Origin of the sequence: Streptomyces sp. NPDC090499 (assembly GCF_044769305.1) — a bacterium.
In the GTDB taxonomy this organism is placed as follows: Bacteria; Actinomycetota; Actinomycetes; order Streptomycetales; family Streptomycetaceae; genus Streptomyces.
The window spans coordinates 445,739-460,457 of sequence record NZ_JBIVXP010000006.1 but is presented as its reverse complement, the minus strand read 5'-3'; the positions used below and the strand labels follow the sequence as shown (position 1 = coordinate 460,457).

Below are 14,719 nucleotides of genomic sequence, written 5' to 3'. Positions count from 1 at the left end.
GTGACAATGGTGCGGACCGTATTCACGTACAAGGAAAGCGAAGCCCACCATGGATCTCGGCGTGCGCTGGAAACTGCACGGCGACGGGCGCACGCCCGCGCCCGGAGCGGTGGTACGCCCCGACGAACGGCTCTCCTGGCCGCGGACGGTCGGGCTCGGCGCCCAGCACGTGGTCGCCATGTTCGGCGCGTCCTTTGTCGCTCCGGTTCTGATGGGCCTGAACCCCAACCTCGCGATCATGATGTCCGGCGTCGCGACCGTGCTCTTCCTGCTGGCGACACGCGGCCGGGTGCCCAGCTACCTGGGCTGTTCGCTGTCCTTCGTCGGGGTCGCCGCCGTCATCCGCGCACAGGGCGGCACCAGCGCCACGGTGACCGGCGCGGTCTTCGTGGTCGGCGCCGTGCTGTTCCTGATCGGGCTGGCCGTCCAGCGCTTCGGTGCCCGGATCATCCACGCCGCGATGCCGCCGATCGTCACCGGCGCGGTCGTGATGCTGATCGGCTTCAACCTCGCGCCGGTCACCGCCTCCACCTACTGGCCGCAGGACCAGTGGACCGCCCTGCTGGTGATGGCGTTCACCGGTCTGGCCGTCGTCTGTCTGCGTGGTTTCTGGTCACGCATCGCGATCTTCCTCGGCCTGGTCTTCGGGTACGCCCTCTCCTGGGCCCTCGACCGGATCTTCGGCCGGATCCACTCCACGGGCCCGAGCGGCAAGGTCACCGACCACTGGCGCCTGGACCTCTCCGGTGTCGGCAAGGCCGACTGGATCGGGCTGCCGTCCTTCCACGGCCCGTCCTTCCAGTGGTCCGCGATCCTCGTCGCCCTGCCCGTCGTCATCGCCCTGGTCGCCGAGAACACCGGGCACGTCAAGGCGGTCGGCGAGATGACCGGCGACCCGCTCGACGACAGGCTCGGCACGGCGATCTCCGCCGACGGCGTCGCCTCGATGCTCTCCACCGCCGTGGGCGGCCCGCCCAACACCACCTACTCCGAGAACATCGGCGTGATGGCCGCGACCCGCGTCTACTCCACCGCCGCCTACTGGGCCGCCGCCGGCTTCGCGCTGCTCTTCGGCGTCTGCCCCAAGTTCGGCGCGATCGTGGCCGCGATCCCGGGCGGGGTCCTCGGCGGCATCACGGTCATCCTCTACGGCATGATCGGCCTGCTCGGCGCCCAGATCTGGCTGCACGCCAAGGTCGATCTGCGCAATCCGCTGAACCTGGTCCCGGCGGCGGCCGGCATCATCATCGGCGTCGGCAACGTCAGCATGAGGTTCACCGACACCTTCTCCCTCAGCGGCATCGCCCTCGGCACCCTGGTGGTCATCGTCGGCTACCACGTCCTGCGCGCCCTGGCCCCGGCCCACCTCAAGGGAGCCGAGCCGCTCCTCGACGAGGGCACCAGTTCCTACGACGACACCCGGCCGTAGGCGCCGCCCGGCGGGCCCGTTCCCCCGTTCCGGGGAAGCGCCGGGCCCGTCGGCACGCGCGCCGGGCCGGAACTGGGACCCTTCCCCCATGGCGCAGTTGCACCACCTCACCGCCCCGGTCGGCTCCGTCGTCGCCCGGATGCGCGCCCTGGACACGACCCTGCCCGAACGGGACGGGATCGCGGTCTTCAACCGTGTCTACCTCACCGTCACGGAGGAGGTCGAACGGCGCTTGGACGCGGGCCGGTTCGCGGACCCCCGGGCCGCGGCAACCCTGGACGTACGGTTCGCCGAGCGCTACCTGGCCGCCGTGGACGCGGAGGCGGCGGGCCGCCGACCCCCGGCCTGCTGGCGGCCGTTGTTCCAGTTCCGCCGCCATCCCGGGGTCCGCCCGCTGCAGTTCGCGCTGGCCGGCATCAACGCGCACATCGGGCACGACCTGGCGGTGGCCGTCGTCGACGCCTGCCACGCGCTGCGCTGTGAACCGGCCGACCTGGAGGACGAGTTCGACCGCGTCGGCGACCTGCTCGTCTCGCTGGAGGAGCGCGTCCGCGAGGACCTGATGCCGGGTCCCGACCTGCTCCAGATCGCCGACCCGCTGACCCATCTGCTCGGTTCCTGGAGCCTGGAGCGGGCCCGGGACGCGACCTGGGCGGCGGCACGGGCGCTGTGGGCGCTGCGCGGAGTCGAGGATCTGGCCGAGGAGTTCACCGAGCGGCTGGACGCGGCCGTGGGCCTGGCGGGCCGGATGCTGCTCACGCCGCTGTGCGACTGAGGTGGCCTGATCCGCCCGGCCGTGCGTCCGCCCCGGAATCCCCGGACCTCCCCCGTACGTTGACGGCAGGCACTCGACTGCAAAGGAGCACCGGCATGACCACCCGGCTCGGCTTCGGCCTTCCCCAGATGCGGCAGTACTCCCTCGGCACCGACATCCCCGACGTGGCACGCGCCGCCGAACAGATCGGCTACGACAGCCTGTGGGTCTTCGAGCGGGCCCTGTTCCCGGAGCCCGCCACCCAGGGCCTCTACAACGTCCCGGGCCTCCCCTGGCCCGACGAGTACCGGAGCGTGGCCGAGCCCCTGGTCACGCTGGCCCTGGCCGCCGGGGCCACCGAGCGGGTGCGGCTGGGCAGCAGCGTCCTGGTGGCGCCGCTGCACAACCCCTTCCAACTGGCGAGGTCCCTGGCGACGCTGGACGCGGCGAGCGGCGGCCGGGTGCTGGCGGGCTTCGGCACGGGCTGGTCCCTCGACGAGTACGCGGCCGCCGGAATCCGGCCGTTCGAGGAGCGTGGCAAGGTGCTCGACGAGCTCATCGACGTGTGCCGGGCGGTGTGGGGCCCGGACCCGGTGCGTCACGACGGTGAGCTCACGAAGATCGCCTCGGCGGTGGTCGGCCCCAAGCCCGCGCGGCCGATCCCGATCCTGCTGGCGGCGTCCAACAAGAAGGCCCTGACCCGGCTGGTCGACCGCGCCGAGGGCTGGCTGCCGGTCGGCATGGGTGCCGAGCAGCTCGCCGCGCAGTGGCAGGGCGTGCAGGACCTGGCCGCCGAACGCGGCCGGACGGAACCGCTCCAGACGGTCCTGCGGATCAACGCCACCTACACGCCGAAGGCGTACGACGGCTCCGACCGGCAGCCCTTCCAGGGCAGCGTCGACCAGATCGTCGAGGACCTCGTGGCGCACGCGGCGGTCGGCCTGGAGGAGATCCTGATCGACCTGGAGGCCACCCCGCGCGACGCCCAGGAGCTCAAGGACGTCGGCGCCGAGGTGTACGAGAAGGCGCGGGCCGCCGGGATCTGAGCGGCCCGCCCTGTCGTCGGTCGTCTGCGGCGCCGTCTTGGCCGGTCGCGCAGTTCCTCGCGCCCCCTTGGGGCGCGTGTCAGTCCTCGGGAAGCTCCACCGGCGCGATCTCGTCGTAGACGTCGCCGGGGCCGGGGTTGGTCGTGTCGGTTGCCCCGCCGAAGTGGTGCATGACGCCCCAGACCGCGTTCAGCGCGGTCTGGACGGCGCCCTCGGCCCAGCCCGCCGTCCAGGAGATGTCGTCGCCCGCGAGGAAGATGCCCCGCTTGTCGTCGGGCAGCGAGTCCTGCATGAAGTGCGTGAACAGGCGCCGCTGGTAGCGGTAGTGGCCGGGCAGGTTGGCCTTGAACGCGCCCATGAAGTAAGGCTCGTTCTCCCAGGACACGGTCACCGGGTTGCCGATGATGTGCTTCCTGATGTCGACCTTCGGGTAGATCTCGCCGAGCGACTTCAGCATGACCTCCATCCGCTCGTGCGCGGACAGCGGCAGCCACTTCAGGCTGTCGTCGCACCAGGTGTAGGACAGGCAGATCACGGCGGGCCGGTCCGGGCCCTCGTCCAGGAGGTAGGTCCCGCGGGTCATGCGGTCGGTGAGCGTCATCGACATGACGTCCCGGCCGGTGTCCTCGTCCTTGTCCAGCCAGAAGGGCCGGTCGACCGGCACGAACAGCTTCGAGGACTCCATGTAGTGGGTGCGCTCGATCGCGGTCCAGTGGTCGATCGGGAAGAGCGAGTCGTCGCAGGCGATCTTGGAGAGCAGCATCCAGGACTGGGCGGTGAAGACCGCCGCCTGGTAGGTGCGGATGTCGCCGTTGGCGTCCGTCACCGTGATCCGGTTGCCGGTGGTGCGGTGCAGCCGGGTCACGGCCGGGCGGGGCTCGCCGTTCTCGTGCAGCTTCGCGAGCGACGTCCCGTACGCCCAGTGCACGATCTTCTCGGGCTCGCGCTCCCAGAGCCGGAGCGGCAGCTGCTGGGAGCCGCCGACGATGCCGCGGTGGTGGTCGTCGGCCTCGGTGTAGACGACCCGCAGGATCTCCAGGATGGAGTTGGGGAAGTCGGTGTCCCAGCCGCCGGTGCCGAAGCCGACCTGGCCGAAGATCTCGCGGTGCCGGAAGGACTTGAAGGCCTCGGAGTCGCAGAGGAAGCCGTAGAAGGTCTGGTTGTCGAGCTTCTCGACGAGCTTCGCCCAGATCTCGCGGATGCGCGGCACGTCCCGTTCGCGCATCGCGCGGTTCATGTCGGAGAAGTCGGCGCCTTCGTCCAGGCACTTGTTCCAGGCGGCGGCGACGTCCCGGTAGACCTGCGGGAGGTCGTCGATCTTCTCGGCGTAGTGCGACTCGCCCTTGAGGTCGACGACGGTCGAGGGGGTCGCCTCCGCGAGGGGGTTGGGGAAGGGCCGGGTCTCCAGGTCCACCAGGTCGATGTAGTGCTGGAGGGCCGTGGAGGAGGGCGGGAAGCGCATCGCGCCCATCTCGGCGGTCAGCGAGGGGTCGCAGCCCTCGAAGCCGACGGTCCGCAGCCGGCCGCCGATCTTGTCGGCCTCGTAGACGACCGGCTTCAGGCCCATCTTCATCAGCTCGTAGGCGGCCACGATGCCGGACAGGCCGCCGCCGATGACGGCGACCTCGGTGCCGTGCTCGGTCGCGGGGATCTGGCCGAGGCCCGCCGGGTGGGCGAGGAAGTCGTCGTAGGCGTAGGGGAAGTCCGGGCCGAACATGGTGATCGGCGGCTGCTGCGCGTCGGCGTGCTCGACAGCGTTGGGCACCGTGGACGTCATGGGGTACGGACTCCTTGCGAAACGCGAAAAGGGTGAAGAGGAGCGGGGGAGGTCAGGCCAGGGACCCGTAGAGGCCGGGGCGGCGGTCCTTCAGGTACGGGTTCGCCTCGCGGGAGGCGGCGAGGAGGGCGGGGTCGAGGTCGGCGAGGACGAGTTCCTCGACGCGGCCGGCGCGGGCGCGGGCCACCCCGTCGGGTCCGGCCAGCGCGGAGAGCCCGAAGAACTCGAACTCGCCTTCCTGGCCGACGCGGTTGGCGTAGGCGACGTACATCTGGTTCTCCCAGGCCCGCACCGGGACCAGGGACTCGGCGACGATCTCGAAGGGGTGCATGTTCGCCGTCGGGACCAGCAGCAGGTCGGTGCCGGCCAGGGCGTGGGCGCGGACCAGCTCGGGGAACTCCACGTCGTAGCAGATCATGATCCCGACGGTGAGGCCGTTCAGCTGCGCCTGGACGACGGGCTGGTCGCCCGGCGTGAAGTGGTCCCGCTCGAAGCCGCCGAAGAGGTGGGACTTGCGGTAGTTCGCGAGCCGGGTGCCGTCGGCGGAGATCAGCTGGGCGGAGTTGTGGACCTGGTCGCCGTCCCGCTCCGGGTAGCCGTAGGTGATCGCGAGTCCGTGGCGGTGGGCCAGCTCTGCGACGGCGTCCGCGCTGTCGCCGTCGGCGGGCTCGGCGAGGCGGGCGATGTCGTCGCCGATGGCGTAGCCGGTGAGGAACATCTCCGGGGCGACGAGCAGCGCGGCGCCCGCGGCGGCGGCCCGGCCGGCGGCCTCGTCGAGCACCTTGAGGTTCTCGAAGGTCGAGCCGGGGCGGCCGGAGCTCTGGAGCAGGGCGGTGCGCATGCGGGTCCTCACCGGGTACGGAAGGAGGTCTGGGGGTCACTTAGACCGTACGGTCGGCGGGCCGGACCGGACAAGGCGGAGCCGTTGCGCGTGGCCGCGCGGTTCGTTGCGTGGGACGGGGCTCCGGTGGCGATTCGTTGCGCGGGGTCACAGCTCCCGCAGCCGCTCCACGATCACCTTCAGCAGCTCGGGGTCGGCGGCGGCACCGGCCGGTGCGACCCGGCGCGGCTCCTCGATGCGGACCAGGCCGGCCTCGGCGAGATCGGCGAGCAGCACGCGTACGACGGTGAGCGGCAGGTCGGCGTCCGCGGCGAGCTCGACGACGGGGCGGGCCCCGCGGCGCACCAGGGCGAGCAGGGCGGCGCGGGCATGGTCGACCGTCCCCTGGGACGCGTCCGCTTCCAGGGCCGTGACCTGGGACATCAGATCGATGGTGTGCTTGCCGGAGGGCTCGGTACGGCCCCGGGTCACGGTGTAGGGGCGGACCAGGGACCCGGTCTCGTCCTCGTACCAGTGCTCGTCGCTCACCGGAGGATCAGGGGGTCGCGCGTGCGGCCGCGTCGAGGTGCCGGCCGAGGCGGCGGACGAGCAGGGCCATCTCGTGGGCCAGCTGGCCGACGTCGGTGCGGACGTCGCTGAGGACGGCGAGCCGGCTGCCGTGCCCGGCCGGGGTGACGAAGAGGTAGGCGTCGTCGAGCATCACCATGGTCTGCCGCACCTCCCCGGCGCCGAACCGGTCCCCCGCGGAGCGGGCCAGGCTGTGGAAGCCGGAGCAGACGGCCGCGAGGTGTTCGATGTCCCGCCGCCGCATCCCCTCGGAGTGGCTGAGCGGCAGCCCGTCGGCGGTGAGCAGCACGGCCTGCCGGACGTGGTCGGTCCGGGCGACGAGGTCGTCGAGAAGCCAGCCGAGGTCGCTGCCGGGCCGGGCGGCGGGTCCGGAGCCGGGGGCGGCCGTGGTGCCGGGCGGCTGGGGCTGGTCGTCACTGGTCATCGTCGGCACGGGTCCCTTTCTCGGTGTGGTCCGGCTCCTCCGGGCCGGTCGGCAGTCCTCTGCGTCCCCGGTCCAGGCCGCGCTGGAAGGCTCCGAAGACCGCCCGCATCTCGTCGGCGTCCAGGTCACGCGCCGCGCCGGGCGCCTGCTCCGAGCGGAGCTCGGGGGCGAGGGAGGCCTGACGGGTGCGGGTGGGCAGGGCCGGGGGCGGCGGCAGGTCCGTGCCGGGTGCGGAGGTCCCGGACCGGCCCGGACCGGACGGCGACAGCACACCGACCGCCGACACGGGCCGGTGCCCGTGTTCCTCCGCCGACGCGGACCGGCCTCGGCCGCCCTCCGGCTCCGCCTCGGCCAGCACAGCCGCCGGCAGCAGGACCACCGCCGTCGTCCCCCCGTACGGCGACTCCCGCAGGCTCACCCCGATGCCGTGCCGGGCGGCCAGGCGGCCCACGACGTAGAGGCCGAGGCGGTCGTGGCGGGTCGGGTCGAAGGCGTCGGGGTCGGTCAGGGTGCGGCGGGCCTCGGCGAGCTGGTCCGCGTCGAGGCCGAGGCCCCGGTCGTCGATCTCCAGGGTGAAGCCGTGGCCGACCCGCCCGGTGCGCAGGGTCACCTGGGTGTGCGGCGGCGAGAACACCGTGGCGTTCTCCAGGAGCTCGGCGAGCAGGTGCACGACGTCGGCGACGGCGTCCGCGGCCACGCCCACCTCGGGCATCGGCGGCACCACGACCCGCGGGTAGTCCTCGATCTCGCCGACCGCCGAGGACACCACGTCGGCGACCGGTACGGGCCGCCGCCAGCGCCGTCCGGGGGTCGCGCCGGAGAGGATGATCAGGCTCTCCGCGTGCCGGCGCATCCGGGTGGTGAGGTGGTCGATGCGGAACAGCTCGCCGAGGACGGCCGGGTCGTCGGTGCGCCGTTCCAGTGTGTCGACGAGTTTCAGCTGGCGGTGGACGAGCGCCTGGTTGCGGCGGGCGATGTTGAGGAGGACCGCGAACAGCCCCCGCCGCAGCGTGGCCTGCTTGATCGCGGCCTCGACGGCGGCCAGCCGGGCCCGGTTGAAGGACCGGCCGACGTCCCCGATCTCGTCGTCCCCGGCCTCCCCGGCGGCCAGCGGCGGCGCCTCGGTGACCGCGTCCACGTCCTCACCGGCGCTCAGCCGCTCCATGAGGGCGGGCAGTTGGCGTGCGGTCAGCAGGTCGGCCGCGTCCCGCAGGAGCTCCAGGCGGCGCGAGATGCGGCGCGCCCCGCGCACCGCGAACCACAGCGACAGGCCCACCGCCGCGAGCCCGGCCGCGCCGACGACGGCCGCCTTGGCCAACTCCCGGTAGGCGAAGGCACGTCCGCGGGCACCGGAGTTCTCGGCGGAGTGCGTGCACAGCAGCATGTACTGCTTGACGGCCCGGTCGGTGGTCGACCGCCAGGTGCCCGCGGCGACGGCCGCACCGGCCCGGCCCGCGCCCGCCCGCAGCAGCGCGTCCTCGCCGCTCACCAGCGAGCGGTAGAGCGCGCCGCGCTGGAACGTCTCGAACAGAGCCCGCGAGTCCGACGGGAGGTCGGGGACGTAGGTCCGCTGGAAGACCCGCCGGTCCTCGATGGTCGCGGTGAGGGTGCCGTACTGCGCGCGGGTGAGCCGTCCGGCGGCCCGCGCCCCGGCGACCAGCGCGTCCTCGCGGGAGACGAACTCCCTCACCCGCACCAGCTCGACGACGACCTGGGACTCCCGGGCCAGCTGCCCGGCCTGGAGGGCGGTGAGGGCGGACTCGACGTCGAAGCCGGGCTCCACCAGGGCGCTGTAGCCGGCGACGGCGCGGTCCCAGGAGATCTTCCGGGACAGCACCTGGCCGCGCAGCCTCTCCAGCCTGCCGGTGGCGGTGACCATCGCGTCGAGCGCCTCGCGCTGCCGGTCGCTGAGGCGCCCGCGGTCGCCGTCCCGGACCGCGTCCCGCATGGCGGCCACGGCCCGGTCGGTGCGCCGCTGCTGGGCGAGCAGGCCGGCGGCGGAAGCCGTGTCCAGGCCGGTGCCCAGGTAGGCCGCCGACAGCCGCCGTTCGATCTGGATCTGCCCGACGGCGGTGTCGACGGGGGTGCCGAAGTCGTCGTACACCCCCTGGAGCCGGATCAGCGCGCGTAGTTCGCCGGTGACGGACACCATGGCGAAGCTCCACAGGGCCGTCAGCGCGACGACCGGGGCGAGCGCGAGCGCCACGATCCGGGTGCGGACGGTGGTGGGTCGGCCGGGCCAGCGCATGGGATACCTACCGGTGTTACCAGTGAGTAGGGGGGAGGCCCGCACAACCTACGGGATCGCCACACCGGCCGCAACGGTTGCCGCGGGTAACCCCCGGTTAAGGCTCGACGGCGAACGTGGTGACGACGGCCGCGTGGTCGGACGGCCAGTCGTTGCCCGCCACTTCGGGCCAGGGCGCCGGGGTGCCGGTGACCCGGGTCCGGGAGTCGAGCACGCGCAGCCCCCTGTGCAGCACGTAGTCGATCCGGTCCTGGGGTTCGGGCCGCCCGCTGCCGTCCTCGTGGACGGGGTGGATCGGCGACCAGGTGTGGCCGGGCGCGGCGGCCGGGTCCGGGTGCGCCTCGCGGTAGGAGTCGCGGAACCCGGCCTCCTCCGCGGCCTTCGTCACCGGCCACTCGACCGCCGGCCAGTCCAGGTGGGACGGGCAGTTGAAGTCACCGACGAGCACCACGGGCACGTCACCGTCCCCGATCCGGCGCAGCGCCTCCCGCATCTGCCCGAGCCGGACTTCCTCGTGGGCGATCAGCTCGTCCGCCCCGAGCCCGTCGAAGTGGAACTCGTAGGGCCCGTACGGCGTGTAGTGCAGGTGCGCGGTCCAGATCTCGACCTCGCGGCCGGGGCGGACGGCGATCCGCACCCCGGCGGCGCCGTAGAAGCCGACGTCCGGGTCGCCGAGGCGCGCGGTGATCGGGTACCGGCTGATGACACCGAGGTTCTCGCCCGCCGTGTGGTGGTGCCAGCCGAGGGCCTCGGCGAGTTCCCGCGCGCCGGTCCCGGCGGTCTCCTGGAGGCCGACGACGTCCGCGCCCGCGTCCATGACGGCCTTGACCTGCTTGGCCCGGTGGTCGTCGACCGGGCTGCCGCCGAGCCACAGGTTCCAGGACATCACCCGCAGTTCCGGTACGGCCATGTCGCTCAGCTCCTTCGGGGTGACCCCGACCAGCGTGTCACGGACGGTCCGGCCGGGCGCGCCGCCGATCGGGGCGAGCGAGGGCACGGCCAGCACGGCACAGCCGGCGGCCTCGGCGGAGGCGACCCCGGTCTCGGTGTCCTCCACGGCCACGCAGGCGGCCGGGTCGACACCGAGGGCGCTGCAGGCGGCCAGGTAGGGGTCGGGGGCGGGCTTGGTGCGGCCCGTGTCGTCGGCGGTGACGGACACCGCGAACCGGCCGGGGCCGAGGGCGTCGAGAACGAGGTCGGCGACCGCGCGTGGGGACGCGGTGACCAGGGCGGTGGGGACGCCGGCCGCGGCCAGCGCGTCCAGCAGGTCGAGGGCGCCGGGGCGGGGCACGATGCCGGTGCGGACGCGGTCCGCGAACTCCCGGTGCAGCCCGGCCGCGAGAGCCGCGGCCGGGCGGTCCGTCCCGGCGGCGAGCCAGTCGGCGGTGTGCTCCACCGGCCGGCCGAGCACCTCCGGCTCGTCGGCCTCGGTGAGCGGCCGCCCGGCGACCTGTTCCACCGCCTCCCACCACAGTCGCTCGGTGTCGACGAGCGTGCCGTCCATGTCGAACAGGACGGCCTGCAGCGGGAGTCGTGGGTGGGGGGTCACGTTGTTGTCATTCCTCACGTGGGGGGGACGGGACTTCGGGAGCGTTACTTCTGGACGCGTGGCGCCACGAGCACCGGCCGCTCGGGCAGCGACACGGTCACGGCGGATCCGGCGCCCAGCTCGGCGGCTTCGTGGGCGGGCAGGTCGGCCTTGGCCTCGGTGCCGTCGGCGAGCCGTACGGTGACCCGGACGACCGCGCCCAGGAAGGCGGTGGCGACGACGGTGGCCGTACCGGCGCCGTCCGCGCGCACCTGGACCGCCTCGGGCCGCACGAGCACGTCGGCCTCGCCCGCGTCCGGTGCCTGCCCGTCGACCGGCAGCCGCTGCCCGAGCACCTCGACGGTGCCGTCCGCGACCGTCCCGGGGATCCGGCTCATCGTGCCGACGAACTCGGCGACGAAGGCGGTGGCCGGACGGCCGTACAGCTCGGCGGGTTCGGCGCACTGTTCGAGCTGTCCGGCGCGCATCACGGCGACCCGGTCGGCGATGGACAGCGCCTCTTCCTGATCGTGCGTCACGAACAGGGTGGTGATGCCGAGTTCCTGCTGGAGGCGGCGGATCTCCTCGCGGAGCGACAGCCGGACCTTGGCGTCGAGGGCCGACAGCGGCTCGTCGAGGAGGAGCACCCGGGGGCGCAGGGCGAGGGCGCGGGCAAGGGCGATGCGCTGCTGCTGGCCGCCGGAGAGCTGGTGCGGGAACCGCTCCCCCTTGTCGCCGAGCCCGACGAGCTCCAGCAACTCGGCGGCCCGCGCCCGCCGTTCACTCGTACGCACCTTGCGCATCCGCAGCCCGAAGGCCACGTTGTCGACGGCGTTCAGGTGCGGGAAGAGGCTGTACGACTGGAAGACCATCCCGGCGTCGCGGCGGTGGGCCGGGACGTGGGTGACGTCCTCGCCGTCCACCAGGACGGCGCCGGAGTCGGGGTGCTCGAAGCCGGCGAGCATGCGCAGCGCGGTGGTCTTGCCGCAGCCGGACGGGCCGAGCAGGGCCAGGAACTCGCCCGGCTGGACGGTCAGGTCGAGTCCGTCGAGGGCGACGGTGGCGCCGAACTCGCGCCGCAGCGACCGGAATTCGACGGTCGCGGCCTTCTCAAGGGTGGCGGTGGTCATGGTGTGTCATCCCCGGGAGGAAGCGGTTCGGTCACGGCCGCCGGCACCGGCGAGCGCGAGGAGCAGGGCCCAGGTCACCAGGAGACTGAGCACGGAGACGGCGACGGACATCTGGGCCTGGGAGCCGCCGACGTTGTAGATCCACACGGCGAAGGGCTGGAAGCCCAGCAGCCGGGCGACCGTGAACTCGCCGAGCACCAGGGCCAGGGTGAGGAAGGACGCGTTGAGCAGCGCCCCGCGCAGGTTGGGCAGCACGGCGCGGACGAGGGCCTGCGGCCAGTTGGCACCGCAGCTGCGGGCGGCCTCGACGAGGGTGCGCACGTCGATGGCGCGCAGCCCGGCGTCCAGGGCCCGGTAGACGAAGGGCAGCGCCATCACGACGTACGCGAGGACCAGGACGACCGGGAAGGTCGGGTTCTGGACGGCCACGAACGTCTCGAACAGCGGGGTCTTGGACAGGTAGTCCGGTCCCCACTTGAGCACGGTCACGATGCCGGCGACGAACGCGATCGGCGGCACCACCAGCGGCAGCGAGCAGACGATCTCGACCACGGGCCGCAGCCTGGGCGCGCTGAGCCGCAGGGCGACCACGGCGGGCACCATCAGCAGCAGCACGACGGCGATGGTGGCGACCGCAAGCTCCAGCGAGAGGACCAGGCTGGAGAGGAAACCGTCGGCGGACAGGATCTGGGAGTAGGCGTCGAAGGTGACGCCCTGGCCCGGCACGTCCACCGTGAAGAGGACGGAGGCGCCCAGCGGGACCAGGAAGTAGAGGGCGGCCAGGCCGAGGACGGCCCAGCGCCAGGGGGTCAGGCGTCGAGCCATCGGGCGCTCCGTCGTTGCAGGGGCAGGTACACGGCCATCACCACGCCCGCCACCAGCACCATGTCCAGGCTCAGGGCGAGGGCCACGTTCTCCTGGCCGACCAGGACGTTGCCGGAGAGGGCGTCGGCGATCTGCAGGGTGACCAGCGGGACCGCGCTGCCGACCATCGCGGCGGCGGTGGCGTAGGCGGCGAAGGCGCTGCCGAAGAGCAGCACGAGCCCACCGAGCAGCGAGGGCGCGAGCACGGGCAGGGCCACGAACCGCCAGTACTGCACGCCGGTGGCGCCGTTGTTCAAGGCGGCCTCGCGCCACTGGGTGCGCAGTCCGTCGAGGGCCGGGGTGATGGTGAGGACCATCAGCGGGATCAGGAAGTACAGGTAGACCAGGACGAGCCCCCAGAAGCTGTACAGGTTCCAGCCGTGGTCCGTGAGGTGCAGGTGCACGGTGAGCACACCGGCGTTGCCGAGGGTCGCGACGAACGCGAACGCCAGCGGCACGCCGCCGAAGTTGGCGAGCACACCGGAGGCGGTGAGCACGGCCTCGCGGAGCGCCCGGGAGCGCGAGCTGACGACGGCCTGCGCGAGCGGCAGCCCGAGGACGGCGGCGATGACGGCGGAGAGCGCGGACAGCTTGACGCTGCCGACGAGGGCGGTGAGGTACGGCCCCTGGAGCGAGTCGCTGAGATTGCTCGCGGTGTACGAACTCACCCCGCTGGCCGGGTCCTTGACCGTGAAGGCGCCGTTCAGCATGGCGACGGCCGGCAGCCCGAAGGCGACGGCCGTGAAGGCGAGGAGCGGGACGACGGCGAGCCAGCCGGGGGCGCGGCGCCGCCGCTTCTGGGAAGCGGCGGACGCCACGTCGGCCCGCGTGAGCGTGGCCGTCATCCGGAGACGGCCTTCGACCAGCCGGTCGAGAGGACGGTCTTGGCCTTGTCCTGCTGGGCCTCGGTCGGGAAGGTGGGCGTGCCGGTGACCGCGGGCAGCTTGGCGGCGGCGGTCTTGTCCAGCGTGCCGGCCTTGTCCATGGAGCTCATCAGGACCGGGCGGGCGTAGCCCTTGAGCCACAGGTTCTGGCCCTCGGTGCTGTACAGGTACTCCTGCCACAGGCGGGCGGCCGCCGGGTGCGGGGCGTCCTTGTTGATGGCCTGGGAGTAGTACTGGGCGTACTGGCCGTCGGTCGGGATCGTCACCTTCCAGTCCACGCCCTTGGACTTGAACTCGTCGGCGTAACCGGCGTTCAGGTAGTCCCAGTCGATGGAGATGGGCGTCTCGCCCTTCTCGACGGTGGCCGGGGTGGACTCGACGGGCGTGTAGTTGCCGTTCTTCTTCAGCTTGGCGAAGAAGTCGAGGCCGGGCTGGATGTCGTCGAAGGAGCCCTTGTTGGCGAGCGCGGCCGCGTAGACGCCGCCGAACGCCGAACCGGACTTGGTCGGGTTGCCGTTGAGGGCGACCTGGCCCTTGTACTGCGGCTTGAGCAGGTCGGCGAAGGTGGTCGGGCAGGCCTTGACCCGCTTGGCGTCGCAGCCGATGGAGATGTAGCCGCCGTAGTCGTTGTACCAGCGGGCCTGCGGGTCCGCCTGGCCCGTGGGGATGTCGGAGAACGAGGTCACCTTGTACGGCGCGAGCAGCCCCTGCTGGGCGGCGCTGAGCGCGAACGACGAGCCGAGGTCGAGGACGTCCGGCGCCCGGTCCTGGCCCTTGCGCGAGGTCACGGCGTTGATCTCGTCCTGGCTCGAGCCGTCGGGGCTCTCGTCCTCGATCTTGATGCCGTACTTCTTCTGGAAGCCGTCGATGATGGCGCCGTAGTTCGCCCAGTCGCGGGGCACGGCGATGATGTGCAGCGCGCCCTCCTTCTTGGCGGCGGCGATCAGCTTGTCCATGCCGCCGAGGTCGGCGGCGGAGGTGGCGGTGGCGGCGTTCTTGCCGTCGGAGGTGGTGGACGACGCGTTGTCGGGGGCGGCGCCGCAGGCGCTGAGGGCGAGCGCGGCTACGGCGGCGAGGGAGCCGCCGAGGAGGGCGGTTCTCGGCAGGGACACGGTCACGGTCTCTCCAGGGAGTACGCACGAGGGTGGGTGGCGCTGTGGGCGGCGCCGGGCGAACTTGTCTGAACAAGTTGGCCCTAGTACGCCCGGCGCGCGTGACCTGTTCATG

General features: G+C 72.7%; 13 protein-coding genes. 3 read left to right on the top strand and 10 right to left on the bottom strand.

The window, feature by feature from the left end:
- Positions 1-49 precede the first annotated feature (49 nt).
- From ACIQVL_RS24880 to ACIQVL_RS24870, 3 genes are all read left to right on the top strand, one after another.
- A complete protein-coding gene (locus ACIQVL_RS24880; RefSeq protein WP_403476375.1) occupies positions 50-1,429 on the top strand; it encodes a uracil-xanthine permease family protein in 1,380 nt (459 codons plus the stop codon).
- A gap of 88 nt (positions 1,430-1,517) precedes the next feature.
- Complete coding sequence (locus tag ACIQVL_RS24875) at positions 1,518-2,204, top strand: DUF5995 family protein (RefSeq protein ID WP_403429699.1); 687 nt, start codon at positions 1,518-1,520, stop codon at positions 2,202-2,204.
- A gap of 95 nt (positions 2,205-2,299) precedes the next feature.
- Complete coding sequence (locus tag ACIQVL_RS24870; protein ID WP_403429698.1) at positions 2,300-3,229, top strand: LLM class F420-dependent oxidoreductase; 930 nt, start codon at positions 2,300-2,302, stop codon at positions 3,227-3,229.
- 79 nt (positions 3,230-3,308) lie between these two features.
- On the opposite strand, the gene ACIQVL_RS24865 is transcribed toward ACIQVL_RS24870, so the two are convergent.
- The 10 genes from ACIQVL_RS24865 to ACIQVL_RS24820 all read right to left on the bottom strand — a co-directional run bounded on the left by ACIQVL_RS24865 (position 3,309) and on the right by ACIQVL_RS24820 (position 14,610).
- Positions 3,309-5,006 (bottom strand): flavin monoamine oxidase family protein, encoded by a 1,698-nt coding sequence (locus ACIQVL_RS24865; RefSeq protein ID WP_403429696.1) that lies wholly within the window; start codon positions 5,004-5,006, stop codon positions 3,309-3,311.
- Between the two features lie 52 nt (positions 5,007-5,058).
- On the bottom strand, positions 5,059-5,847 hold the full coding sequence (locus ACIQVL_RS24860) for a carbon-nitrogen hydrolase family protein (RefSeq protein ID WP_403429695.1): 789 nt from the start codon (positions 5,845-5,847) through the stop codon (positions 5,059-5,061).
- Between the two features lie 147 nt (positions 5,848-5,994).
- Positions 5,995-6,375, bottom strand: coding sequence for a DUF742 domain-containing protein (locus ACIQVL_RS24855; RefSeq protein WP_403429694.1), 381 nt, complete (start codon positions 6,373-6,375; stop codon positions 5,995-5,997).
- A 7-nt stretch (positions 6,376-6,382) separates the two neighbouring features.
- Complete coding sequence (locus ACIQVL_RS24850) at positions 6,383-6,838, bottom strand: roadblock/LC7 domain-containing protein (protein ID WP_403476374.1); 456 nt, start codon at positions 6,836-6,838, stop codon at positions 6,383-6,385.
- On the bottom strand, positions 6,828-9,086 hold the full coding sequence (locus ACIQVL_RS24845; protein WP_403476373.1) for a nitrate- and nitrite sensing domain-containing protein: 2,259 nt from the start codon (positions 9,084-9,086) through the stop codon (positions 6,828-6,830). Before ACIQVL_RS24845 ends, ACIQVL_RS24850 begins: the two co-directional genes overlap by 11 nt.
- 97 nt (positions 9,087-9,183) lie before the next feature.
- Positions 9,184-10,635 (bottom strand): HAD-IA family hydrolase, encoded by a 1,452-nt coding sequence (locus tag ACIQVL_RS24840; RefSeq protein ID WP_403476372.1) that lies wholly within the window; start codon positions 10,633-10,635, stop codon positions 9,184-9,186.
- 44 nt (positions 10,636-10,679) lie between these two features.
- Complete coding sequence (locus tag ACIQVL_RS24835) at positions 10,680-11,744, bottom strand: ABC transporter ATP-binding protein (RefSeq protein WP_403429687.1); 1,065 nt, start codon at positions 11,742-11,744, stop codon at positions 10,680-10,682.
- Positions 11,745-11,750: 6 nt separating this feature from the next.
- Positions 11,751-12,569, bottom strand: coding sequence for an ABC transporter permease (locus tag ACIQVL_RS24830; RefSeq protein WP_403476371.1), 819 nt, complete (start codon positions 12,567-12,569; stop codon positions 11,751-11,753).
- Positions 12,554-13,453, bottom strand: coding sequence for an ABC transporter permease (locus ACIQVL_RS24825; protein WP_351960475.1), 900 nt, complete (start codon positions 13,451-13,453; stop codon positions 12,554-12,556). Before ACIQVL_RS24825 ends, ACIQVL_RS24830 begins: the two co-directional genes overlap by 16 nt.
- On the bottom strand, positions 13,450-14,610 hold the full coding sequence (locus tag ACIQVL_RS24820) for an ABC transporter substrate-binding protein (protein WP_403429685.1): 1,161 nt from the start codon (positions 14,608-14,610) through the stop codon (positions 13,450-13,452). Before ACIQVL_RS24820 ends, ACIQVL_RS24825 begins: the two co-directional genes overlap by 4 nt.
- Positions 14,611-14,719 lie beyond the last annotated feature (109 nt).